The sequence below is a fragment of the Mycobacterium sp. E2327 genome (assembly GCF_001672675.1).
GTDB lineage: Bacteria > Actinomycetota > Actinomycetes > Mycobacteriales > Mycobacteriaceae > Mycobacterium.
Genome location: NZ_LZKE01000070.1, coordinates 25647 through 48575, shown reverse-complemented (window position 1 = coordinate 48575; position 22929 = coordinate 25647). Strand labels below are relative to the sequence as shown.

Sequence of the window (22929 nt, the reverse complement as noted above, 5' to 3'; positions counted from 1 at the left end):
ACCATGGGCAGATTCCACCGGCACGACGACGGAACCGTGCACACCCACGATCACGACCATCCCGATCACCAGCACGGGGACCACAGTCAATACCAGACGGGCAAGCAGCGCATCGACGTGCTGGAGGCGATCTTCGCCGAGAACGACGTCCTCGCCGCGGCCAACCGGGCGGCGTTCGAGAGCCACGGGATCCGCACGCTGAACCTGATGAGCTCCCCCGGGTCGGGCAAGACCACCATCCTGCAGTCGACGCTGGACGAGCTCGCCGGCGAATTCGCGATCGGCGTCATCGAGGGTGACATCGCCACCGATCTGGACGCGGCCAAGCTCAGCGGGCGCGGTGCCCAGGTGTCACTGCTCAACACCAGCAATGGGTTTGGCGGGGAATGCCACCTGGACGCGCCGATGGTCAATCGCGCCCTGCCCGGCCTCGACCTCCCCGGGCTGGACCTGGTGATCATCGAGAACGTCGGCAACCTGGTCTGCCCGGCGGAGTTCGACGTCGGCGAGCACGCCAAGGCCATGGTGTACTCCGTGACCGAGGGCGAGGACAAGCCCCTCAAATACCCGGTGATGTTCCGGTCGGTGGACGTGGTGCTGCTCAACAAGATTGACCTGGTGCCCTACCTGGATGTCGACGTAGACGCGTACATCTCGCACGTCCGCGAAGTCAACGCCACGGCCGAGATCCTGCCGGTCAGCGCGCGCACCGGCGCCGGGATGGGCGCCTGGTTCGGGTGGCTGCGGCGATTCGCGGCGAACTCCGAGGACTGAGGGCGGTCGTACTGCGATTGACTCGCGTGACGGACCTGCCAACCACTCGCAAGACGACGGGAATTTTCCGGTGCATCGTTAGGCTGGCTCACGGGTTGGCCGGCCCAGCGCCCGACAGGCGAAATCCCCTGCGCGGCAACGCTAATGGGTGCAAACAGAGGTTAATAGCACATCTGTATATTTGCCGGCAAACGGTGGACCGTTGACAACCGACTGAGGCGGGAGTAGACCCAAATTCAGCGCTGCGCAAGTGGGCCGACGGTCGACTCCGGCAGCGCAAGGAGCGTCCAGCCCGGCTCCGGAAAGCTGCAGCATGCCAACAGAAGCGGCAGTCAAAGCAGAAGAAACATTGATCCATGTTCTATGGATTAACGCGGGCCTCAGTTGCGACGGCGATTCGGTGGCGTTGACTGCCGCCACCCAGCCCAGCGTCGAGGAGATAGCCCTCGGTGCGCTTCCGGGCTTGCCCAAGGTTGCCGTGCACTGGCCCCTGATCGATTTCGAATGCGGCCCGAACGGCGGGGCCGACGACTTCCTCGAGTGGTTCTTCAGAGCCGATCGCGGCGAGCTCGAGCCGTTCGTGCTCGTCGTCGAGGGATCAATCCCCAACGAGAAGATCAAGGACGAGGGGTACTGGTGCGGGTTCGGCAACGACCCGGCCACCGGCCAGCCCATGACCACCAGCGAGTGGCTCGACCGGCTGGCGCCCAAGGCCACCGCGATCGTCGCGGTCGGGACCTGCGCCACCTACGGCGGCATCCACGCGATGGCCGGCAACCCGACCGGTGCGATGGGCGTGCCCGACTACCTCGGCTGGGACTGGAAGAGCAAGGCCGGCATCCCGATCGTCTGCGTCCCGGGCTGCCCGATCCACCCGGACAACCTGTCCGAGACGCTCACCTACCTGCTCTACATGGCGACCGGCCAGGCGCCGATGATCCCGCTCGACGACGCGCTGCGCCCCAAGTGGTTGTTCGGCAACACCGTGCACGAGGGGTGCGACCGCGCCGGCTACTACGAGCAGGGTGATTTCGCCACCGAATACGGGTCACCGAAATGCATTGTGAAGCTTGGCTGTTGGGGCCCGGTCGTCAAATGCAACGTCCCCAAGCGCGGGTGGATCAACGGTGTCGGCGGTTGCCCGAACGTCGGCGGCATCTGCATCGGGTGCACCATGCCCGGCTTCCCGGACAAGTTCATGCCGTTCATGGACGAGCCGCCCGGCGGCAAGCTGTCCAGCACCGCGGTCGGGTTGTACGGCAGCGTGATCCGCAGCCTGCGCAGCGTCACGGGTCGCACCGTCGACAAAGAGCCGAAGTGGCGCCACAACGGCGACCAACTCACCACCGGGGCCCGCCGCACCTGGTAGGTCGCGGCACGCTTCGTTCTATTTCGCCTCACCCGGAGGGACTTCGATGACAACTATCGTCCCCGAGCCGACCACCGCCAAGCGGGAACCCGGCCAGCTCGTCGACATGGCCTGGGATCCGATCACCCGGATCGTGGGCAGCCTCGGCATCTACACCAAGATCGATTTCGAGAACAAGGAGGTCGTCGAGTGCCACAGCACCTCGTCGATCTTCCGCGGCTACTCGATTTTCATGAAGGGCAAGGATCCTCGCGACGCCCACTTCATCACCAGCCGCATCTGCGGCATCTGCGGTGACAACCACGCGACCTGTTCCTGCTACACGCAGAACATGGCCTACGGGGTCAAGCCGCCGCATCTGGGCGAGTGGCTGATCAACCTCGGCGAGGCCGCCGAGTACATGTTCGACCACAACATCTTCCAGGAGAACCTGGTCGGCGTGGACTTCTGCGAGAAGATGGTCTCCGAGACCAACCCGAGCGTGCTCTCGCTGGCCGAGAAGACCGAGGCGCCGCACGCCGACGCGCACGGATACCGCACGATCGCCGACATCATGCGCTCGCTCAACCCGTTCAGCGGAGAGTTCTACCGGGAGGCGCTCCAGGTGAGCCGCTGGACGCGAGAGATGTTCTGCCTCATGGAGGGTCGCCACGTGCACCCGTCCACGCTGTACCCCGGCGGCATCGGCACCGTCGCGACCGTTCAGCTGATGACGGACTACATGGCGCGGCTGATGCGCTACGTCGAGTTCATGAAGAAGGTCGTGCCGATGCACGACGACCTGTTCGACTTCTTCTACACCGCACTGCCCGGTTACGAGAAGGTCGGGCTGCGGCGCACGCTACTCGGCTGCTGGGGCTCGTTCCAGGACCCCGAGGTGTGCAACTTCGCATACAAGGACATGGAGCGTTGGGGCAACGCGATGTTCGTCACCCCGGGCGTGGTGGTCGACGGCAAGCTCGTCACCCACTCACTGGTGGACATCAACCTCGGCATCCGAATCCTTTTGGGCAGTTCGTATTACGACGACTGGACCGACCAGGAGATGTTCGTCAAGACCGACCCGCTGGGTAACGCGGTGGACCGGCGCCACCCGTGGAACCAGCACACCAACCCCCACCCCCAGAAGCGGGACATGGAGGGCGGCAAATACAGCTGGGTGATGTCCCCGCGCTGGTTCGACGGCACGGACCACCTGGCGCTGGACACCGGCGGCGGGCCGCTGGCCCGGCTGTGGGCGACGGCGCTCGCCGGCCTGGTCGACATCGGCTACGTCAAGGCGACCGGTAACAGCGTCAAGATCAACCTGCCCAAGACCGCGCTGAAGGGTCCCGTCGAGTTCGAGTGGAAGGTCCCCCAGTACGGCAGCAACACGATCGAACGCGACCGGGCCCGCACCTACTTCCAGGCCTACGCGGCCGCGTGCGCGCTGCACTTCGCCGAGAAGGCGCTGGAGGAGATCCGCGCCGGGCGCACCAAGACCTGGGAAAAGTTCGAGGTGCCCGACGAGGCCATCGGTTGCGGCTTCACCGAGGCGGTTCGCGGTGTGCTGAGCCACCACATGGTGATCCGGGACGGCAAGATCGCCAACTACCACCCGTACCCGCCCACCCCATGGAACGCGAACCCGCGCGACAGCTACGGCACGCCGGGCCCGTACGAGGACGCGGTGCAGGGTCAGCCGATCTTCGAGGAGAACGGCCGGGACAACTTCAAGGGCATCGACGTCATGCGCACGGTGCGCAGCTTCGACCCGTGCCTGCCGTGCGGCGTGCACATGTACCTCGGAAAGGGCAAGACCCTGGAGAGACTGCACACGCCGACGCAATCACCTGTAACGGAGTGACGCATGGCGGATCGCCCGGAGACCCCCGAGAACGACACAGAGTGGCGCGCAGCGGGCGATCGGATCCAGACCCTCCTGGATTCCTGCGCGGCGAGCGGGGCGGCCGCGCACGAGCGCGCCCAGCAGTTGGTCCGCGAGGTGGTCGGCCTCTACGGGGCCGGCCTCGAACGGATCGTGCGAGCCGGCGACGCCGGTTTCGCCGAGCGGCTGGCCACCGACGACCTGGTGGCCAGCCTGCTGCTGGTCCACGGGCTACACCCCCACGACGTGCACCGGCGGGTTTCCGAGGCGCTGGACCGGGTGCGGCCCTACCTCGGTTCGCACGGCGGCGACGTCGACCTGCTGGAGGTGCTCGACGAGGGCACGGTGCGGCTGGCATTCAAGGGCAGCTGCAAGAGCTGCCCGTCGTCGGCCGTGACGCTGGAGCTGGCCGTCGAGGACGCGGTCCGGGCGGCCGCGCCGGAGGTCACCTCGATCGAGGTGGTGACGGCGGAGCCGGCGGCCAACGCGGCCGTGATCCCGACGGAATCACTGATGGCACACGTGCGTTCGAACGGCCACAGCCCGAACGGAACCGGCACCTGGCACCCGCTGCCCGAATTGGCGGAGTTGGAGCCGGGCGACGTCGCGGGGTTCCGGGTTGCGGGCACCGCGCTGCTGGTGTGCCGAGTCGGCGACCTGCCGCTGGCCTACCGCGATCACTGCCCGGTGTGTGACGACTCGTTGGCGGGCGCACGACTGAACGCGACGCTGCTGGGCTGCCCGCGCTGCGGCACGCAGTTCGACGTCGTGCATGCGGGCGCCGGCCCCGACGGAACTCACCTCGAGCCGCTCCCCCTGCTGCCTCGCGACGGGGTGCCCTCGGTGGCGCTCCCCGAACCGATGGGAGCCGGCGCGTGACGACCCCGTATGACGTTCTTGCCCGCATCCGAAGCGACCGCGCGGCCCCCGAGCCGGCCGCCGAGCGGTGCGAAATGTGCTCGGAGATCATTCCCGACGAGCATCAGCACGTGGTGAACGTAGGCGCCCGGCAACTGATGTGCGTCTGCCGCGCCTGTTATCTGTTGTTCACCGACACGGGTGCCGAACTGCGCTACCGGTCGGTGCCGGACCGATACCTGGCGTTTCCCGATTTCGCGCTGGACCGCCGCGCGTGGGAGGCGCTCCAGATCCCGGTCGGCGTCGCGTTCTTCTTCACCAACTCCGCGCTCGGGCGCACCGTCGCCTTCTATCCCGGCCCGGCCGGGGCGACCGAGTCCGAACTCGACCTGGAGGCCTGGAACGCGATCGGCGGCGCCGACCCGCGGGTGGCCCTGCTGACCGACGACGTGGAGGCGCTGCTGGTCCGGATTGACGACGAAGTCGAAAGTGCGGACCCGCAAAGCTATCTCGTGCCGATCGACGCCTGCTACGAGTTCGTCGGGCGGCTGCGCATGCTGTGGCGGGGGTTCGACGGCGGTCAGGAGGCCCGCGCGTTCATCGACGACTTCTTTGCCCGGGTCGCCGCCCGGGCGGTGGAGACGCGGCCATGACGACAGAGCACCTGGACGTGAACTTCGCCGTCCTCGACGTCGCACCCGAGCCGTACGCGGTGAGCCCGGTGCTGACCGCGCGGGTCAGCGTCGCCGCCAGCGGGGACGACCCCGTGCACGCGATCGCCCTGCGCTGCCAGGTCCGGATCGAGCCGCTGCGCCGGTCGTACTCGGAGGCGGAGGCGGCCGGGCTGCTCGACTTGTTCGGTCCCCGCGAACGCTGGGCCGCCACCCAACGCACCTTCCTCTGGCAGCACGCCACCGCGATGGTGCCGGGGTTCGCCGGCAATACGACGGTCGCGCTGCCACTGGACTGCACCTACGACTTCGAGGTCGCCGCCGCCAAGTACCTGCACGCGCTGCGCGACGGCGCGCTGCCACTCCAGTTCCTGTTCAGCGGAACCATTTTCGTCAAGTCCGAACGCGGGTTCTCGGTCCAGCAGGTGTCGTGGGACTGCGAGTACCGCTACGACATGCCGGTCTCGGTCTGGCGGGACCTGATCGCGCAGCACTATCCGAACACCGGGTGGGTGCGGCTGAGCCACGAAACCATCGCGGCGCTGGCGGCCTACAAGTCGGCGCAGGGACTGCTCGACCTCGACCACGCGGTCACCTCGCTGCTGGACACCGAACGGGAGGCGGCCACATGACCTCCGCTTGGGACCGGGCCCGTGGCGTCGCCGACGCGGTGTTGTACGAGGGCTACCTGCTCTACCCGTATCGCGGCACGTCGAGCAAGAACCAATCACGCTGGCAGTTCGGCGTTTTGGGACCGCCCGGCGCCGCGGAAGCGGGCCTGGGCGAGGACGACACCCTGGCGGCGGAGTTCCTGGTCGACGGGTCGGCGGCGCTGACCCTGGTGGTCAGGTTCCTGCAGCTGCAGCACCGCAGCGCGGAGCGCGAATTCGCCCACGGCGCATTCGAACCGGTCGACGAGCTGAGAACCGCGGCCGGGTCGTGGCTCACCTGGGACGAGGCGGTCGAGTGCGAGCTGTCCTTCGGCCCCCTGGCGTTGGACGGTCGGCCGCGCACGCTGCCGGTGGTGGCGAATGCCGCCACGGACATCGAGCTGCTCGCCGGTGGTCGGCTGGTCCGCGAGCGGCGCGAGGTGCGCGGCGAGCTGACGGTCACCAGCGAGCCGGACGGCGACCTGCGCCGGGTGTCGGTGCGCGTCGCCAACGTCGCCGCGGCCGCGGAAAGCAAAACCGATTCCATCGCGCGGTCCATGATCGGCACCCACCTCATCGCCGAAGTCGTTGGCGGGGAATTCGTTTCGCTGCTCGAGCCGCCACCAAGCGCCGTCGAGGCGGCGTCGCGGTGTCGCCAGCACCGGTGCTTCCCCGTGCTGGCCGGCCCCGCCGGCACCCGCGACATCCTGCTGATCTCGCCGATCATCCTCTACGACCACCCCGAGGTCGCCGAACAGAGCAACACGGCGCTCTACGACTGCACGGAGATCGACGAGATCCTCACCCTGCGCGTGATGACGATGACGGACGACGAGAAGGCCCAGGCCCGGGCCACCGACCCGCGGGCCGCGCAAATCATCGACCAGTGTGACGCCATGTCGCCCGACGCGATGGCGCGCCTGCACGGGGTGCTGCGCGACCCGCACACCCTCTCGGGACTGGTTCCCGAGATCCCCGAGGGGGTCGACTGGTGGGATCCGCTGGCCGACAATGCCGTTCGTCCCGATCTCGACGCGGTGCTGGTGAACGGCGTGCGGGTCGCGCGCGGCAGCCGGGTGCGGTTGCACCCGCTGCGCAACGCCGACGCGCAGGACATCTTCGTCGCCGGCAAGACCGCCCGCGTGACGTCGGTGCACGAGGACGTGGAGGGCAACAAGCATGTCGCGGTCGTCGTCGACGACGACCCCGCCGCCGAGCTGCACGACTGGTACGGCCGCTACCTGTACTTCTCCCCCGACGAGGTCGAGCCACTCGAAGCCGGACAACCCGCAAAACCCTGAAAGGAGTTCCAAATGGAAGTCTTAGGCTGGATATTCGTCGCCATCATCGCGTTGGTGGCCGCGATCGCAGTCATGCTCGGACTGATATCGCTGCCCGACGCCCGCCGCTACCTGAAGTTGAGGCGTATGTAGCCGACCGGGGGAATCAATGACAGCGCGCATCCTGGTAGCCGGGATCGGCAATATCTTCCTGGGGGATGACGGATTCGGCTCGGAAGTAGTCCGCAACGCCGAGATCCCGCGGGATGACGCGGGCGTCCGGGTCATCGACTACGGCATCCGCGGCATGCACCTGGCCTACGACCTGCTCGAAGAGTGGGACTCGTTGGTCCTCGTCGACGCCGTGCCCAGCCGCGGCAGCCCCGGCACGTTGCACGTGTTCCAGGCCGACTGCGAGCAAGACTCGGACGCAACGGGTTTGGACGCGCACAGCATGGACCCGGCCGCGGTGTTCGCCAGCCTGCGGGCCCTGGGCGGCAGCCCGCCGTACACCGTGGTCGTGGGCTGCGAGGCGGGCAGCGTCGAGGAAGGCATCGGTCTGAGCGAGCCGGTGGCCAAGGCCGTCCCCCGCGCCGCGCGGGCCGTCGAGGAAATCGTCGCGGCGCTGCAAACGTCCACCGTACGAGAGGACCGCTGAGCCATGTGTCTGGGGATCCCCGGCCAAGTGATCCGGATGTTGGACGGATACGAGGGACAGCTCGCGCTGGTCGACGTCACCGGCGAGGAGCGCCGGGTCAACGTCGGCATGCTGCCGGAGGAGACGTTCGCGCCCGGCGACTGGATAATCATCCACATGGGCTTCGCCGTGGAGAAGACGGACCGCTCCGGCGCGGAGGAAGCGATGGCCGGCCTCGAGCTGATGGGCAGGGGCCGCCCCGACCCGACGGTCAGCCCGGGGGGCGGTTGAGATGACCCAGTCCCCCCTGATGCTGCGGATTGATGACGTCCGGCAGCGCTTCACCGTGACCGGTGTCGTCCAGGGGGTTGGCTTCCGTCCGTTCGTCCACCGCATCGCCAGCGAGCTCGGCCTGGCCGGATTCGTCGGCAACGATTCCGGCGCGGTGTTCCTCGAGGTGCAGGGCGACCGCGGACGCGTCGAGGAGTTCGGTCGCCGGCTGCGCGCCGAGGCGCCGCCGCTGGCGCGAATCGGCGGCGTGACCGTCACCGACCTGGCCGTCGAGGCCGTCGGTGACCGCGAGTTCCGGATCGTGGAGAGCCGGACGATCGCCGGTGAGCACATTTTCAAGACGCCGATCCCGCCCGACATCGCGGTGTGCGACGACTGCGTCCGGGAGTTGTTCGACCCGCGCGACCGCCGTTACCGGCACCCCTTCGTGACCTGTACCAACTGCGGGCCGCGGTTCACCATCATCCGCGAGTTGCCCTACGACCGCCCGGCGACCACCATGTCGGGATTCGCCATGTGCGACCGGTGCGCGGCCGAATACCACGACCCGGCGGACCGCCGCTTCCACGCGCAGCCCATCGCATGCCCGGATTGCGGTCCGTCGCTGCGGTTTTCGTCGGACGCCGGCGAGGTCACCGGGTCGGATGCCGCGCTGGCGGCCGCCCAGCGCGCGCTGGCCGCCGGTGCCGTCGTCGCCGTCAAGGGGATAGGCGGCTACCACCTGGCCTGCGCGGTCGACGACGACGCGGCGGTCGGCGCCCTTCGGGCCCGAAAGGCGCGGGGCGCCAAGCCGTTCGCCATGCTCGTCCGCGACCTCGAGGTCGCGCGGCGCTACGCGCACGTCGACGCCGACGAGGCCGCGGTGCTGTCGAGCCCCGCCCGCCCGATCGTGCTGCTGCGCCGCCGCGAGGGTGCGCCCGTCGCCGACGCCGTCGCGCCGGGCAGCCCGCTGCTCGGGCTGATGCTGCCGTACTCCCCCATCCATCACCTGCTGCTGACACCCGTCCCCGACGCGCTGGTGATGACCAGCGCCAACCGCTCCGACGAGCCCATCTGCTTCACCGATGGCGATGCGGCCGAACGCCTTCCGGCGCTGTGCGACGCGGTCCTCGACCACAACCGGCCGATCCACGTGCCGTGCGACGACTCTGTGGTGCGCGTGATTGACGGTCGCGAGTTGCCGATCCGCCGGTCCCGCGGCTATGCGCCGCTGCCCGTCGATCTCGGGCGGCCGGGCCCGGCGGTGCTCGCGGTGGGCGGGGAGCTGAAGAACACCTTCTGCCTCACCGACGGCTCGCGGGCGTACCTGTCCGGCCACATCGGCGACATGGCCACCTGGGAGACGCTGCGGGCATTCGAGCGCGCGGTCGTTCAGCTCTCCGGGATGCGCGGCGAGCCGGCACGAATGGCCGCGGACCTGCACCCGGGGTATCACACCCGGGGCTGGGCGGAGCGTCACGCCGGCGAGCGGCCGCTGGATCTCGTCCAGCACCACCACGCGCACGTGGTCTCGCTGCTGGCCGAGCACGGCCGGCTCGGGGAGCCCGTCATCGGGGTGTCGTTCGACGGGACCGGCTATGGCTGCGACCAAACCATCTGGGGTGGTGAGGTTCTGGCCCTCGGGACCGACAGCCACCGGTTCGTTCGGGCCGGTCACCTGCTGCCGGTGCCGCTGCCGGGCGGTGACGCCGCGGTGCGCAACCCGTGGCGGATGGCGCTGTCCCAATTGTGGATGGCCGGCATCGACTGGACGCCCGATCTCCCGCCGGTTGCCGCCGCGACCGGGGACGAATTGCGGCTCACCCGTTCGCAATTGGAGAGCGGAGCCGGGTGTGTGCCGTGTTCGAGCGTCGGCCGGCTGTTCGACGCGGTCGCCTCGCTGCTCGGGGTGCGGCACCGGATCGACTACGAGGGCCAGGCCGCCATCGAGCTCGAGGCGCTCGCAGAGACGGCCTCGGACGACCAGGGGCCGTCGCTGCCGCTGACGGTGCGGGCCGACGGGGTGATCGATCCGACGACCATGGTGCAAACGATGGTGGCGGCCCGCTACGCCGGCACCGCGCCCGCGCTGCTGGCCGCCGCCTTCCACGAGGCGCTCGCGGACGCCGTCGCCAAGGCGGTCCGTCGCGTGGCGGGCGATATCCGCCTGGTGGGGCTCACCGGCGGCGTTTTCCAGAACGTGCTGTTGCTGCGCGCCTGCCGTAAGCGCCTGCAGCGCAACGGGTTCGAGGTATTGACCCACCACATCGTCCCGCCCAATGACGGCGGGCTGGCGCTGGGTCAGGCCGCGATCTCGATGCTGACGGGTTTGGAAGAGGATGAGTGAGATGACTACCACCACCGCCATTGATCGCGGGCTGGGCGCCGAGTTGGCCGAGGACCTCGCCGCCGGCGCGTTCACGCTGGCCAAGCGTTTCGCCGCGGGGGCCACCATGTGGTCGATCGCGCCGTCGTGGGAACCGCACGCGCTGCACATCGCGGTTGAGTTCGTGCACCCGGTGATCGTGGGCAAGCGGGCGCTGCCCGCGGTCGCGCTGACCGGACCGGAGCTCGTGGACCAGGTGCGGGTGTCGGTGCGGCCCGGCGACATCGTGGTCGCGGTCGCCGGGGCCGACGACCCGCAGGTGCGCTCGGTGATGCGGCGCGCCCCGGCATGGGGGGTGACCACGATCTGGATCGGCAGCGGCGAGCGGCCCCCGGCCGGGATGGCCGATCACGTGCTGTGGCTCGACGACCCGGATCCGCGGGTGCCGGCGACGGGCGGCTTCGTGCTCTTCTATCACCTGCTGTGGGAGCTGACGCACGTGTGTTTCGAACACCCGGGGTTGCTGAAAGACGATTGCGGAGAAGAAGTTTGCGTTACGTGCAGCGACGAGGGTCGCCTGGGCGAGGTAATCAGCCCGTCCGCAGGCGGCCAAGCGTCGGTGCGCACCGCGCGCGGCGTCGAGGACGTGATCACCACGCTCGTCGACCCGGTCGCCGCCGGCGACCTGGTGCTGGTGCATGCCGGTGCGGCGATCGGCAGAGTCGAGGACGAGGCATGAGCACGGACGAGCCCACCAACTTCCTCTACCCGTTCATCGACGCGCAGGAGGATGACGCGAAGTCGCTGCTGGCCGACCTGGCCGCGTCGGCGCAGGCGAAGGCGGCCGAGAGCCTGGCGCTGCGCCGCTCCACCCTGGAGGCCAACGCCGACCTGGTGGAGGCGGCCGCCGCCGAGCTGGCGCGCCGTTTCGCGGTGGGCGGGCGGCTGTTCACCTTCGGAAACGGCGGCAGCTGTACCGATTCCACGACGCTGGCGAGGCTGTTCGCCCGGCCGCCCATCGGCAGGCCGCTGCCCGCGTGGTCACTGACGGCCGACCAGGCGGTCATGACCGCGCTGGGCAACGACGTCGGATTCGAGTTGGTGTTCGCCCGCCAGTTGATCGCGCGGGCGAAAGCCGGCGACATCGCGATCGCCATGTCGACGAGCGGCGGGTCGCCCAACCTGCTCGCCGCGCTGGGCGAGGCGCACCAACGTGGCCTGTACACAATCGGCTTCGCCGGCTACGACGGCGGCGCCTTCGCCGACAACCCGAACGTGGACGCCTGCTTCGTCGTTCGGTCGCAAAGCGTGCACCGGATTCAGGAGTCGCAGGCGCTGCTGGGCTACCAGCTGTGGCTGAGCGTGCATCACCAGCTGGGCGATGAGGGTCTGGGGGCGGCATGAACAAGCCGGCGGGCGAGTACCTTTCGTCGGGCCCACGGTTCGGCGAGGGCGAGGTCATCGAGCGGATCGAGTCGTTCCGCAGGCGTCGCCCCCGGTTGCTCGACGACCACGTGACGCTGGCGCACGGGGCGGGCGGCAAGGCCTCGGCCGCGCTGGTGGACGCGGTGTTCCTGGAAGCCTTCCGCAACCCGCTGCTGGAGTCCCTCGGCGACGGCGCGGTCCTCGCGCTGCCCGGCGGCGAGCGCCTGGCGATGTCGACGGACTCGTTCGTGGTGCAGCCCAGGCGTTTTCCCGGCGGGTCGATCGGTGAGCTCGCCGTCCACGGCACCTGCAACGACCTCGCGATGGCCGGGGCCGTGCCGTCCTGGATCTCGGCGGCGTTCGTCATCGAAGAGGGCTTCCCGATCGCCGAGTTGAAGGAGATCGTCGCCGACATGGCGGCGGCCGCCGCGGTCGCGGGCGTGCAGATCGTCACGGGAGACACCAAGGTAGTCCCCAAGGGCGCGGCCGACGGGCTCTTCGTCACCACCACCGGCGCGGGCGTCATCCCCGACGGGCGGGCGCTGTCGGCGCAGTCGGTGCGCACCGGGGACAAGGTGCTGCTGTCGGGGCCGATGGGCGATCACGGCATGGCCGTCATGCTCGCCCGCGGCGACCTGGCCATCGAGGCCGACATCGCCTCCGACACCGCCTCGGTCAGTCCACTGGTAGAGCTGCTCTTGGCGGCCGCCCCGTCCACCCGCTGGATGCGCGACGCGACCCGCGGCGGGGTCGGCACCGTGTGCAACGAACTCGCCCAGGCGTGTGGCCTCGGGGTGTTGCTCGAGGAGGAGCGACTTCCCGTGCGGCCCATGGTCAATGGCGCCTGCGAGTTGCTCGGCATCGATCCGCTGTACGTCGCCAACGAGGGCAAATTCGTCGCCGTCGTCGCCCCGGAGGAGGCCGACGCCGGACTGGCCGCGTTGCGGTCCCACCCCCTGGGCGCCGACGCGGCCGAGGTCGGGGAGATCGTTGCCGAACCCGCCGAAACCGTGGTGCTGCGTACCGGGTTCGGCGGAACGCGGATCGTCGACATGCTCGTCGGGGACCCGCTGCCGAGGATTTGTTAAGGAGCACTGAAGATGTGTCTTGGGATTCCGGGCCGGATCGTCGAAATCACCGATCCCGCCAACTATCTGGCCAAGGTGGACGTCAGCGGCGTGCAGCGCACCATCAGCGTGCGGCTGCTGGAGGATGACATGCCCGAGCCCGACGACTGGGTGCTGGTGCACGTCGGCTTCGCCATGGCCAAGATCGACGAGAGCGAGGCGCTGCTCACGCTGGCCGCGATCCAGAAACTCGGCGAGGCCTATCAGACCGAGATGGAAGCCTTCGACTCCTCGTCCATCGTCTAAGGGGAACCGCTATGAAATTCGTTGACGAGTTCCGTGATCCGGCCGCCGCGCGCAAGCTGCTGGGCGCCATAAACAGCCTGGCGCGCTTGGCCGGGGACGGTGGCGAGCAGTTCAAGTTCATGGAGGTGTGCGGCGGGCACACGCACACCATCTACCGGCACGGCATCGAACATCTGCTGCCCGACAACGTGGAGCTGGTGCACGGCCCGGGCTGCCCGGTCTGCGTGATCCCGATGGGCCGCATCGACGACGCGATGTGGCTGGCCGGCCAGCCCGACGTGATCTTCACCTGCTTTGGCGACATGATGCGGGTGCCCGGGTCCAACGGCAGCCTGCTGGACGCCAAGGCGCGCGGCGCCGACGTGCGGTTCGTCTACTCGCCGCTTGACGCGCTGAAGATCGCCGTCGACAACCCCGACAAGCAAGTCGTGTTCTTCGCCATCGGCTTCGAGACCACCGCGCCCTCGACCGCGGTGACGCTGGTGCGTGCCCGCGACCTGGGCCTGCCCAATTTCAGCGTCTTCTGCAACCACGTCACCATCGTCCCGCCGATCAAGGCCATCCTGGAATCCCCCGACTTGCGGCTGTCCGGGTTCATCGGACCCGGGCACGTGTCGACGGTGGTGGGCAACCGCCCCTACCGGTTCGTGCCCGAGGTGTACCGAAAGCCGTTGGTAGTGGCGGGTTTCGAGCCGCTGGACATCCTGGCGGCGGTCGCGATGCTGCTGACCCAGATCCGCGAGGGCCGCTGCGAGGTGGAGAACCAGTACAAGCGTGTGGTGCCCGAGCGGGGCAACCCCGCGGCGCTGGCGCTGATGGGCAAGGTGTTCGCGCTGCGCCCGCACTTCGAATGGCGCGGGCTGGGCTTCATCTCGCAGAGCGCGCTGCGGCTGCACGACGACTTCGCGGAGTTCGACGCCGAGCTGCGCTTTGCGATGCCCGGCGTGCGCGTCGCCGACCCCAAGGCCTGTCAGTGCGGCGAGGTGCTCAAGGGCGTCCTCAAGCCTTGGGAGTGCAAGGTTTTCGGCACCGCGTGCACCCCCGAGACGCCGATCGGCACGTGCATGGTCTCGCCCGAGGGAGCGTGCGCGGCCTACTACAACTTCGGCCGCATGCACCGCGACGCGGTCAAGCTGGTGGGGCGCACTTGACGCCGGAGCCGCGGGGTCCGGAAAATGGCGCAGCGATGTTCGCCCGGTACGCGTACGCCCCCAACGCCTTGGGCTACTGCGGTCCCCCGCTCGGGGCCACCCTGCGCGACGGGTCCGTCGACGAGGTGCGCCGCGCGGCGACGGGATTTTCCGGGGCCTGGCCCTACCTGCAGGTTCTGTCCCGGCTGACCGGCATCGCCGACCCGCTGGATTACCGGCTGGTCGAATCCTATTGGCTCGGTGGCGGTCTCGGCGCCGGCCTGGATCCGGGCGCGTTCTTCGACGCGCTGCTGGACATCATCGGCCCGCGGGCCGGCCGGTACTGGTCGCACCTCACGCCCGAGCTGGGCCACGAGGCCGCCGCCAACCACTGCTTCCACGTGTTCGGGGTGTATCCGTGGACCCGGTTCCTGGGTCGCGGCATGGTCGAGCACCCGCTGAGCGTGCTGGACAACTGTCGGATTACCTGGGGCACAGTCGTTTCCCGCGACAACGACGACGTCGAGGTGTCGTGCCGGAAGCTGCTCTGGGACGGCCGGGGCCTGACCCTGTCCGAGCCCGCGGCCCGCCCGCTCGACGTCTGGGCCGATGGGTACAGCGCCGTGCCCGACGTCGCCGTCGGCGACGAGGTCGCGGTGCACTGGGGCCGGCTGTGCGGCCGGCTGACACCGGAGCAGGTTAGCGCGCTCGCGGACAGCACCGACCGTCAGCTGCGGGTCACCAGCCAACGGCTGGCGCATGTTTAGGCAAGAATCGCGCAAGGATTAGGCAAGGCGCCCGCCGGACTCTGTGCACATGAGCACAATCTCGCATCGTCGGCGGGCCATCACCAAGCTCGCGCTGATCGCCGCGGCGACCGTTGTGGCCGCGTGTGCGCACACAACAGCGCCCGCAACGGTGATGTCCAAGACCAGTCCGACGACCACGTCGCGCGTGCCCGGCAAGGACGCGGTCACCTTCGAATACTTGCAGCGCGCGCCCGTCCCGGGGCTGTGCGACCACGATCCGGGCCAACTGAGAGGCGGTGCATTGCCGCCACAAGGGGGGCATCCCGGAGACGTCGGGATCGCGTTGAACTACAGCACCGGCGCCTACAAGGTCGCGTTTGGCGACCTGACCGGGCGCGGAGGCGACGCCGCCATGGTCATCCACTGCAATGCCGGTGGGGTCGGGTGGCCGGAGATCGTGCAGCTCTACACCGCGGGCCCGCAGCTCTCAAAAACCGGGCCCACGCGGCTGGGGGGAATCGACCTCGGCGACCTCACCCACGGCGGCAGGGAAGTCGTGACCGATCTATCCATCTCGGACCGTGTCGTGCATGTGAGGTGGATGACCACCGGTCCGAATGAGGCAATGTGTTGCGGGACCGTGGAGATGACGGCCGACCTGCGTTGGGACGGTTCCACGGTGGTTGCCCAGAACGTGCGCCGAGTCAACTGAGACCGTCTGGCGTGCCAGACTGGCCCGATGGCCGGTTCGATCTGCGACGTGCTGCCGGCCGCGGCCGCCCTGCTCGGCACCCCCGACGGGGCCGACCGGTTGGGCCTCGCGGAATCCGTCGGCGACGTCGACCGAGTCGCGGTCGTGCTGGTCGACGGGATGGGCTGGCACCTGCTACCCACGCTGAGCGGCGACGCGCCGCTGGTGGCCGCCGTGCTGGCCGGCGGCACCGGGAACCTGACCGAACTCACCTGCACCTTTCCGTCGACGACGCCGACCAGCCTGGTGTCCCTGGGCACCGGCGCTTGGCCCGGAGAGCACGGCATCCTCGGTTTCACCCTCAATGTGCCCGGCACCGAGCGGGTGCTCACCCACATCGTCTGGCGCGACGACCCGCCCCACGCCGAATGGCAGCCGCTGCCGAGTTGGTTCGGCCGGCTCGAGCAAGCAGGCATCCCCGCGCGGGCGGTGCTGCCCGCGCCTTTCATCGGCAGTGGGCTGACCGACGCGGCGTACCGCGGCGCGCGCTTTCGCCCGACACAGCCGACCGACGACTACGCCCAGCTGGTGGTCGACGAGGTGCAGGCGGGGCCGGGTCTGGTCTTCGGCTACATCGCCGACCTGGACACCGCGGCCCACCTGTTCGGCATCGGCTCCGACCAGTGGCACGAGGCGGCGGTTCGGGTCGACGCGCTGCTGACCCGGCTGGTCGACACCCTGCCGCCGAAGGCGACGCTGCTGGTGACCGCCGACCACGGCGGCCTCAATGTCCCCCCGGACGCCCGCGTCGATCTCGACACCGACCCGCGGCTGGGCGACGGGGTGCGCGTGGTCGCCGGCGAACCGCGGGTGCGCTACCTGCACACCGAGCCGGGCGCCGCCGCCGACGTGCGGGCCGCCTGGGCCGAGACGCTCGACGGCCGGGCGCACGTCTACGACCGCGAGGACGCCGTGGCCTCCGGCATGTTCGGGCCGGTCGACCCGGCGCACCTGGCGCGGATCGGCGACGTCGTCGTTGTCTGCACCGGCGACACGGCCGTGCTGGCGACCGCCCACGAGCCCCCGGAATCCGCCCGCCTCATCGGCTTTCACGGCGGGGCGACCCCGGCCGAGATGGCGATTCCATTGATCGTTTTCTGATCCGCCCACCCAGGCGAGTCACCACCAGGCCATGCGCAACCGCGCCAGGTCCTTCAGCCGAACGAACGCACGCCCGAGGCGCATCCGGACGGTCTCGGGGACACGCGGCCGCCGGATGCGTCGGCGCTTGGAGTCGCTGCCCACACCCGCGCTGGCCCGAACGCGGGAAGTATCCGGGGACAGCCACCGGGGCGCCCCCGCCAACTCGGAAGGCATGGGTTCGTGCAGCATCCGGGGACGGCGCAAGCCGGCTGAGACCGGGCAATAGATGCCATTGGGATCGCTTTTCATGGAGCCATCCCGGGGGATCCACACACCCGAAGGGTGCTGGAGAATTTCCCTGCCGCAGTGGCGGCAGGTGGCCGCGTACAACTTTCGTCCCCCGTGATATTTGCTTGCAGGTTAGCGCCGCCCCCGACTGCACCGCTGGTTATGTCAACCTTACTTCGCAGTCACCCAAAAATGAAAGCACCTGTTTTCAAAGTTGGCGCCGAGCGTTTTCACAGCTCATTCCCCGTTATGAGAGCGAACAGGCTGTAACCCTGGCACGTATATCAGGGAAGATTCCGTGCGTTTGGGTGCATTCGGCTGGAGAGGTGGCAATGGATTTCGCGACGCTTCCGCCGGAAATCAACTCCGGGCTGATGCATTCGGGACCCGGCGCGGGGTCGATGGCCGAGGCCGCCACGGCCTGGGACCGGCTTGCCGCGGGGCTGTATGCGGCGGCGGCGCAGACGCCAATGCTGGAGGGCGCGGCACCTTACGTGAATTGGCTGAACGCTGCCGCGGCGCGTGCCGAGCAGGCGGGCGCCCAGGCCGCGGCGGCGGCGAGAGCCCACGATTCGGCGCTGGCGGCGACGGTTCCCCCAACGGCGATCACCGCCAACCGCGCGCAGCTGAGGTCGCTGGGCCGCCGGAACTGGCTTGCGCAAAGCGGCCCGGCCATCGCGGACGTCGACGCCGAGTACGAGCAGATGTGGGCCCGCAATGCCGACGCCATGTATGCCTACGCCGTCGCCGCGGCCGACGCGGCGACGCTGGTCCCGTTCGGCTCGCCGCCGGGATATTCGGGCGCGACGGCCGGTCCCTGGGCCCTGCGCTCGGCGCCGGACGTCGTGTCCGCCGGCGGTCGGGTGATGTCGGCCATTCCCGAAGCGCTCCAGGCATTTTCGGCGTCGCCGCTGACGCCCCTGGAGGCGTCGCTGTCGCCGGTGACCGCGGCGCTGTCCAGGCTGAGTTCCCTGTGCGCACCGTCGGGCCCCGCGATCGGATACCTCAGCGCACTCAACAAATGGGCGGCGCTGCGCTCGCTCGTCCGAAGGCCGGCCCCCGTCGGCCCGTTGGCCAGTCTCGGACGCGGGGCGTCGATCGGGGGGCTCTCGGTGCCGCGGGCGTGGGCAATGGCGATGGCGCGGCTGCGCCACCCGGCCGTCAGAGCGGGGTGACGTAGGCGGAGCTGATGCCCCCGTCGACCAGGAACGTCGACGCGGTGATGAACGATGCGTCGTCGCTGGCCAAAAACGCCACCGCGGCGGCGATCTCGTCCGGCTCGGCGAATCGGCCCACCGGCACGTGCACCAGCCGGCGCGCCGCGCGTTCGGGGTCCTTGGCGAAAAGCTCTTGCAGGAGTGGGGTGTTGACCGGTCCGGGGCACAGCGCGTTGACGCGGATGCCCTGCCGGGCGAACTGCACGCCCAACTCCCGCGACATCGCCAGCACCCCGCCCTTGGACGCGGTGTAGGAGATCTGCGACGTGGCCGACCCGAGCACCGCGACGAACGACGCCGTGTTGATGATCGACCCCTTCTGCGCGGGCACCATGTGCCGCAGCGCGGCCCGGCAGCACAGGTAGACCGATTTGAGGTTGACGTCCTGGACTCGTTGCCACGCCGGAAGTTCGGTGTTCTCGATCAGGTCGTCCTCGGGCGGTGAGATGCCGGCGTTGTTGAACGCGATGTCGACCCAGCCGTAGGCCTCGGCCGCGGCGTCGAACAGTGCGTTGACCGCGTCCTCGTCCGAAACATCCGTCGGCACAAACAAACCCGAGAGTTCCTCGGCGGCGGCCGCGCCGGCGTCGTGGTCGACGTCGCCCACGACGATGCTCGCGCCCTCGGCGCGCATCCGCCGTGCCGCGGCCAACCCGATGCCGCCGGCACCGCCGGTGATCACCGCGACCCGGCCCGCCAGCCGCTGCGACAGGTCCATTACGAGCCCTCCTTGACGGCGATGAACACGTTCTTGGTCTCGGTGAAATGCAATGGCGCGTCGGGGCCCAGCTCGCGGCCCAGCCCGGACTGCTTGAACCCGCCGAAGGGCGTGTTGTAGCGGACCGAGGAGTGCGAGTTCACCGACAGGTTGCCGGACTCGACCGCCCGCGACACCCGCAGCGCCCGGGACAGGTCGTCGGTCCAGATGGATCCAGACAGCCCGTAGGCGGTGTCGTTGGCGAGCGCGACGGCGTCGTCCTCGTCGTCGAACGCCAGCACGGTGACGACGGGACCGAAGATCTCCTCGGTGACGGCGCGGTCGTCGCGCTGCGGGGTGAGAACCGTTGGCGGAAACCAGAATCCGCGACCGGACGGCGCGGTGCCCCGGAAGGCGACCGGGGCGTCGTCGGGCACGTAGGAGGCGACCTTGTCGCGGTGCGCGCCCGACACCAGGGGCCCCATCTCGGTGTCGCGGGAGGCGGGGTCGCCGACGGCGACGGCCTTGACCGCCGGCTCGAGCAACGCCATGAACCGGTCATACACGCTGCGCTGCACCAGGATCCGGCTGCGCGCACAGCAGTCCTGTCCGGCGTTGTCGAACACCCCGGCGGGCGCGGTCGCCGCCGCGCGCTCCAGGTCGCAGTCGGCGAAGACGATGTTGGCGCTCTTGCCGCCGAGTTCCAGCGTCACCCGCTTGACCTGCGCCGCCGCACCCGCCATCACGCTCTTGCCCACCTCGGTGGAGCCGGTGAACACCACCTTGCGCACGTCCGGGTGGGTGACGAGCCGCTCCCCCGCCACTGCCCCCTTGCCGGGTAGCACCTGGAGCAGGTCCGCATCGAGCCCCGCCTCGACCGCCAGCTCGCCCAGCCGCATCGTGGTCAGCGGCGTCCACTCGGCGGGCTTGACGAGCACGGCATTGCCGGCGGCCAGCGCGGGGGCGATGCTCCACGACGCGATCGGCATCGGGAAGTTCCACGGCGTGATCACGCCGATGACGCCCAGCGGTTCGTTGAAGGTGACGTCGATGCCGTCGGCGACGGGAATCTGCTTGCCGGACAAGCGCTCCGGGCTGCCCGAGTAGAACGTCAGCACATCGCGGACGTGGCCGGCCTCCCATTCCGCCGACGCGATCGGGTGTCCCGAGTTGGCCACCTCGAGGGCGGCGAGCTCGTCGACGTGGGCGTCCACGACGGCGGCGAACGCCCGCAGGGCCGCCGCTCGCCCGGCCGGCGCCAACCGCGCCCAGCGCCGCTGGGCCGCGTGGGCGCGCGCCACGGCGTCGTCGACGGCGGGGGCGTCGAAGAGCTCAACGGAACGCAGCACTTCCTCGGTCGCCGGGTTGACCAGTCGCGTTTGGGTCATCGGGTGACCCGCGCGGCTTCGACCACCGCCTTGAACAGCCGCAGATCGTCAAGCGATTTCTCCGGATGCCATTGCACCGCAAGCGCGAACGCCTCGCCCGGCGCCTCGACGGCCTCGACCACGCCGTCGGGGTCCATGGCGCTGACTACCAGCCCGTCGCCGACCTTGTCGATGGCCTGGTGGTGATAGCAGGGCGCGTCGACGCACTCCCCGATCAACGCGGACAGGCGCGTGCCCGCCACGGTGCGCACCGGCAACCGGTTGAACACCCCGTTGCCGGCGCGGTGGCCGTTGTGGCCGAGGACGTCGGGCAGGTGCTGGTGCAGGGTGCCGCCGAACGCGACGTTGAGCAGTTGCGCGCCGCGGCAGATGCCCAGCACCGGCAGCCCGCGGTCCAGCGCGCCGCGCAACAGCGCCAACTCCCAGGCGTCGCGGTCGGTGCGGGGCGAGTCGGTGGCGGGGTGCGGGTCCTGGCCGTAACCCGCCGGGTCGAGGTCGTAGCCGCCGGTGATCACCAGCGCGTCCAGGCTGTGCAGCAGGCGGTCGACGACCTCGGGGTCCGCGGGCTGCGGCGGCAACAGCACCGCGATGCCGCCGGCCATGACGACGCCCTCGAAGTAGTCGGCGGGCAGGTAACCGGCGGGGATGTCCCAGATCCCGGTCCGCACCTGCTCGAGATAACTGGTCAGGCCGACGACGGGGCGTCCCAGTGGCGATCGCAAGCGCGGCGTAGCCGGGCGCGGCGGGTCGCCACCATCGGACTCAGAGCCGTTCAAAACCTCGCATCCTCTCCCAGTCGGTGACCGCCGCGTTGAACGCCGCCAGCTCCACGCGGGCGTTGTTCAGGTAGTGCGCGACGACGTCGTCGCCGAAGGCCTCCCGCGCGAGCGCCGAGCCTTCGAACAGCGCCGCCGCCTCGGCGAGCGTGCCGGGCAGCCGGTCGACGTCGGTTGCCTCATAGGCATTCCCGGTGTAGGGCGCGGGCGGCTCGAGGCCCCGTTCGATACCGTACAGCCCCCCGGCGATCAGCGCCGCCGCAGCGAGGTAGGGGTTGACGTCGCCGCCGGGCACCCGGCATTCGACCCGCAGGTTGCGCCCGTGGCCGACCACCCGCAGCGCACAGGTGCGGTTGTCCAGGCCCCACGCGATCGCGGTCGGCGCAAAGCTGCCGTCGGCGAATCGCTTGTAGGAGTTGATGTTTGGCGCATAGAACAGCGCCAGTTCGCGCAGCGTGGCCAACAGGCCCGCGAGGAAACCGCAAAACGTCGCCGACATGCCGTGCGGGCGGGCGCCGTCGTCGAACACGGCCGTATCGTCCGGCCCTCGCAGCGACAGGTGGATGTGGCAGCTATTGCCTTCCCGCTCATCGTATTTCGCCATGAACGTCAGGCTCTTGCCGTGCTGGTCGGCGATCTCCTTGGCGCCGTTCTTGTAGATGGTGTGGTTGTCGCAGGTGACCAGCGCCTCGTCGTAGCGGAACCCGATTTCCTGCTGGCCCCGGTTGCATTCGCCCTTGACGGCCTCGAACCGCAGGCCCGCGCCCTCCATTCCCAGCCGGATGTCGCGCAGCAGCGGCTCCATCCGCGACGAAGCCAGCATCGCGTAGTCGATGTTGTAGTCGCTGGCCGGCGTCAGCCCGCGGTAGCCGCTCGCCCACGCCTGGCGGTACGGCTCGTCGAACACGATGAACTCCAGCTCGGTGGCGATGTCGGCGGCCAGGCCGCGCTCGCCCAGCCGGGCGAGCTGGCGGCGCAGGATCGCCCGGGGCGCGACGGCGACCTCACCGCCGTCGGCCCAGCCGAGGTCGGCGATCACCAGGGCGGTGCTCGGCAGCCACGGGACCAGGCGCAAGGTGGCCAGGTCCGGCGTCATCACCATGTCGCCGTAGCCGGTTTCCCAGCTCGACATCGCGTAGCCGGACACCGTGTTCATCTCGACGTCGACGGCGAGCAGGTAGCTGCAGCACTCGGCCCCGTGCGCGGCGACCTCGTCGACGAAGAGCCGGGCCGACATGCGCTTGCCGACCAGCCGGCCCTGCATGTCGGCGAACGCCACGATGACGGTGTCCACCGCGCCGCCGCCCACCAGCTCGTCCAGCGCGGCCAACGTGAGCATGGCGGAAGGCG

24 protein-coding genes are annotated in these 22929 nt (G+C 69.6%); 19 read left to right on the top strand and 5 right to left on the bottom strand.

All coding sequences use genetic code 11. The annotated features are described in order from the left end of the window. Positions 1–3 precede the first annotated feature (3 nt). From hypB to A5712_RS08535, 18 genes are all read left to right on the top strand, one after another. Positions 4–774, top strand: coding sequence for a hydrogenase nickel incorporation protein HypB (hypB, locus tag A5712_RS08620; protein ID WP_068103555.1), 771 nt, complete (start codon positions 4–6; stop codon positions 772–774). 313 nt (positions 775–1087) lie between these two features. Continuing rightward, complete coding sequence (locus A5712_RS08615) at positions 1088–2143, top strand: hydrogenase expression protein HypE (RefSeq protein WP_068103554.1); 1056 nt, start codon at positions 1088–1090, stop codon at positions 2141–2143. Positions 2144–2189: 46 nt separating this feature from the next. Further along, the gene (locus tag A5712_RS08610; RefSeq protein WP_068103553.1) at positions 2190–3989 is read left to right on the top strand and encodes a nickel-dependent hydrogenase large subunit; all 1800 of its coding nucleotides are present in this window, start codon (positions 2190–2192) and stop codon (positions 3987–3989) included. Positions 3990–3992: 3 nt separating this feature from the next. After that, positions 3993–4889: a NifU family protein gene (locus A5712_RS08605; RefSeq protein WP_068103550.1), complete on the top strand. Its 897-nt coding sequence runs from the start codon at positions 3993–3995 to the stop codon at positions 4887–4889. Further along, positions 4886–5521, top strand: coding sequence for a DUF5947 family protein (locus tag A5712_RS08600; protein WP_068103548.1), 636 nt, complete (start codon positions 4886–4888; stop codon positions 5519–5521). The genes A5712_RS08605 and A5712_RS08600 overlap by 4 nt, the downstream gene beginning before the upstream one ends. After that, a complete protein-coding gene (locus A5712_RS08595; protein ID WP_068103545.1) occupies positions 5518–6171 on the top strand; it encodes a DUF6084 family protein in 654 nt (217 codons plus the stop codon). The genes A5712_RS08600 and A5712_RS08595 overlap by 4 nt, the downstream gene beginning before the upstream one ends. Then, complete coding sequence (locus A5712_RS08590; protein WP_068103543.1) at positions 6168–7490, top strand: hypothetical protein; 1323 nt, start codon at positions 6168–6170, stop codon at positions 7488–7490. The genes A5712_RS08595 and A5712_RS08590 overlap by 4 nt, the downstream gene beginning before the upstream one ends. Before the next feature lie 148 nt (positions 7491–7638). Continuing rightward, positions 7639–8127 (top strand): hydrogenase maturation protease, encoded by a 489-nt coding sequence (locus tag A5712_RS08585; RefSeq protein ID WP_068103541.1) that lies wholly within the window; start codon positions 7639–7641, stop codon positions 8125–8127. 3 nt (positions 8128–8130) lie between these two features. Further along, entirely contained in the window at positions 8131–8397 is a 267-nt protein-coding gene (locus A5712_RS08580; protein ID WP_068103539.1) for a HypC/HybG/HupF family hydrogenase formation chaperone, read from the top strand. A gap of 1 nt (position 8398) precedes the next feature. Next, the gene (hypF, locus tag A5712_RS08575; RefSeq protein WP_068103537.1) at positions 8399–10723 is read left to right on the top strand and encodes a carbamoyltransferase HypF; all 2325 of its coding nucleotides are present in this window, start codon (positions 8399–8401) and stop codon (positions 10721–10723) included. A 1-nt stretch (position 10724) separates the two neighbouring features. Continuing rightward, complete coding sequence (locus tag A5712_RS08570) at positions 10725–11441, top strand: HypC/HybG/HupF family hydrogenase formation chaperone (protein ID WP_068103535.1); 717 nt, start codon at positions 10725–10727, stop codon at positions 11439–11441. Next, a complete protein-coding gene (locus tag A5712_RS08565) occupies positions 11438–12106 on the top strand; it encodes an SIS domain-containing protein (RefSeq protein ID WP_068103533.1) in 669 nt (222 codons plus the stop codon). The genes A5712_RS08570 and A5712_RS08565 overlap by 4 nt, the downstream gene beginning before the upstream one ends. After that, positions 12103–13215: a hydrogenase expression/formation protein HypE gene (hypE, locus tag A5712_RS08560; protein WP_082973345.1), complete on the top strand. Its 1113-nt coding sequence runs from the start codon at positions 12103–12105 to the stop codon at positions 13213–13215. Before A5712_RS08565 ends, hypE begins: the two co-directional genes overlap by 4 nt. 12 nt (positions 13216–13227) lie before the next feature. Further along, complete coding sequence (locus tag A5712_RS08555) at positions 13228–13500, top strand: HypC/HybG/HupF family hydrogenase formation chaperone (RefSeq protein WP_068103532.1); 273 nt, start codon at positions 13228–13230, stop codon at positions 13498–13500. 11 nt (positions 13501–13511) lie between these two features. Then, complete coding sequence (gene hypD, locus A5712_RS08550; RefSeq protein WP_068103529.1) at positions 13512–14651, top strand: hydrogenase formation protein HypD; 1140 nt, start codon at positions 13512–13514, stop codon at positions 14649–14651. After that, positions 14648–15397 carry a DUF6390 family protein gene (locus tag A5712_RS08545; RefSeq protein WP_255404398.1) on the top strand — a complete coding sequence of 250 codons (750 nt, stop codon included), beginning with the start codon at positions 14648–14650 and terminating at the stop codon, positions 15395–15397. The genes hypD and A5712_RS08545 overlap by 4 nt, the downstream gene beginning before the upstream one ends. A gap of 49 nt (positions 15398–15446) precedes the next feature. Next, positions 15447–16091 carry a hypothetical protein gene (locus A5712_RS08540; RefSeq protein WP_068103582.1) on the top strand — a complete coding sequence of 215 codons (645 nt, stop codon included), beginning with the start codon at positions 15447–15449 and terminating at the stop codon, positions 16089–16091. A gap of 27 nt (positions 16092–16118) precedes the next feature. Further along, entirely contained in the window at positions 16119–17231 is a 1113-nt protein-coding gene (locus tag A5712_RS08535; protein WP_068103524.1) for an alkaline phosphatase family protein, read from the top strand. 18 nt (positions 17232–17249) lie between these two features. Here the strand turns inward: A5712_RS08535 and A5712_RS31290 are convergent, their stop codons facing one another. Next, complete coding sequence (locus A5712_RS31290; RefSeq protein ID WP_197519341.1) at positions 17250–17522, bottom strand: hypothetical protein; 273 nt, start codon at positions 17520–17522, stop codon at positions 17250–17252. 311 nt (positions 17523–17833) lie between these two features. On the opposite strand from A5712_RS31290, the gene A5712_RS08525 reads away from it, so the two are divergent. After that, complete coding sequence (locus A5712_RS08525; RefSeq protein WP_068103520.1) at positions 17834–18676, top strand: PPE family protein; 843 nt, start codon at positions 17834–17836, stop codon at positions 18674–18676. Here the strand turns inward: A5712_RS08525 and A5712_RS08520 are convergent. Genes A5712_RS08520 through A5712_RS08505 form a run of 4 tightly spaced genes read right to left on the bottom strand, consistent with a single transcriptional unit; the run spans position 18663 to position 22918 of the window. Beyond that, positions 18663–19436 (bottom strand): 3-oxoacyl-ACP reductase, encoded by a 774-nt coding sequence (locus A5712_RS08520; protein ID WP_068103519.1) that lies wholly within the window; start codon positions 19434–19436, stop codon positions 18663–18665. The two genes, A5712_RS08525 and A5712_RS08520, sit on opposite strands and share 14 nt — an antisense overlap. Continuing rightward, on the bottom strand, positions 19436–20803 hold the full coding sequence (locus tag A5712_RS08515) for an aldehyde dehydrogenase (RefSeq protein ID WP_068103517.1): 1368 nt from the start codon (positions 20801–20803) through the stop codon (positions 19436–19438). The genes A5712_RS08520 and A5712_RS08515 overlap by 1 nt, the downstream gene beginning before the upstream one ends. Further along, the gene (locus A5712_RS08510) at positions 20800–21579 is read right to left on the bottom strand and encodes a gamma-glutamyl-gamma-aminobutyrate hydrolase family protein (RefSeq protein WP_082973344.1); all 780 of its coding nucleotides are present in this window, start codon (positions 21577–21579) and stop codon (positions 20800–20802) included. Before A5712_RS08510 ends, A5712_RS08515 begins: the two co-directional genes overlap by 4 nt. Next, on the bottom strand, positions 21566–22918 hold the full coding sequence (locus A5712_RS08505; RefSeq protein ID WP_068103513.1) for a glutamine synthetase family protein: 1353 nt from the start codon (positions 22916–22918) through the stop codon (positions 21566–21568). The genes A5712_RS08510 and A5712_RS08505 overlap by 14 nt, the downstream gene beginning before the upstream one ends. Positions 22919–22929 lie beyond the last annotated feature (11 nt).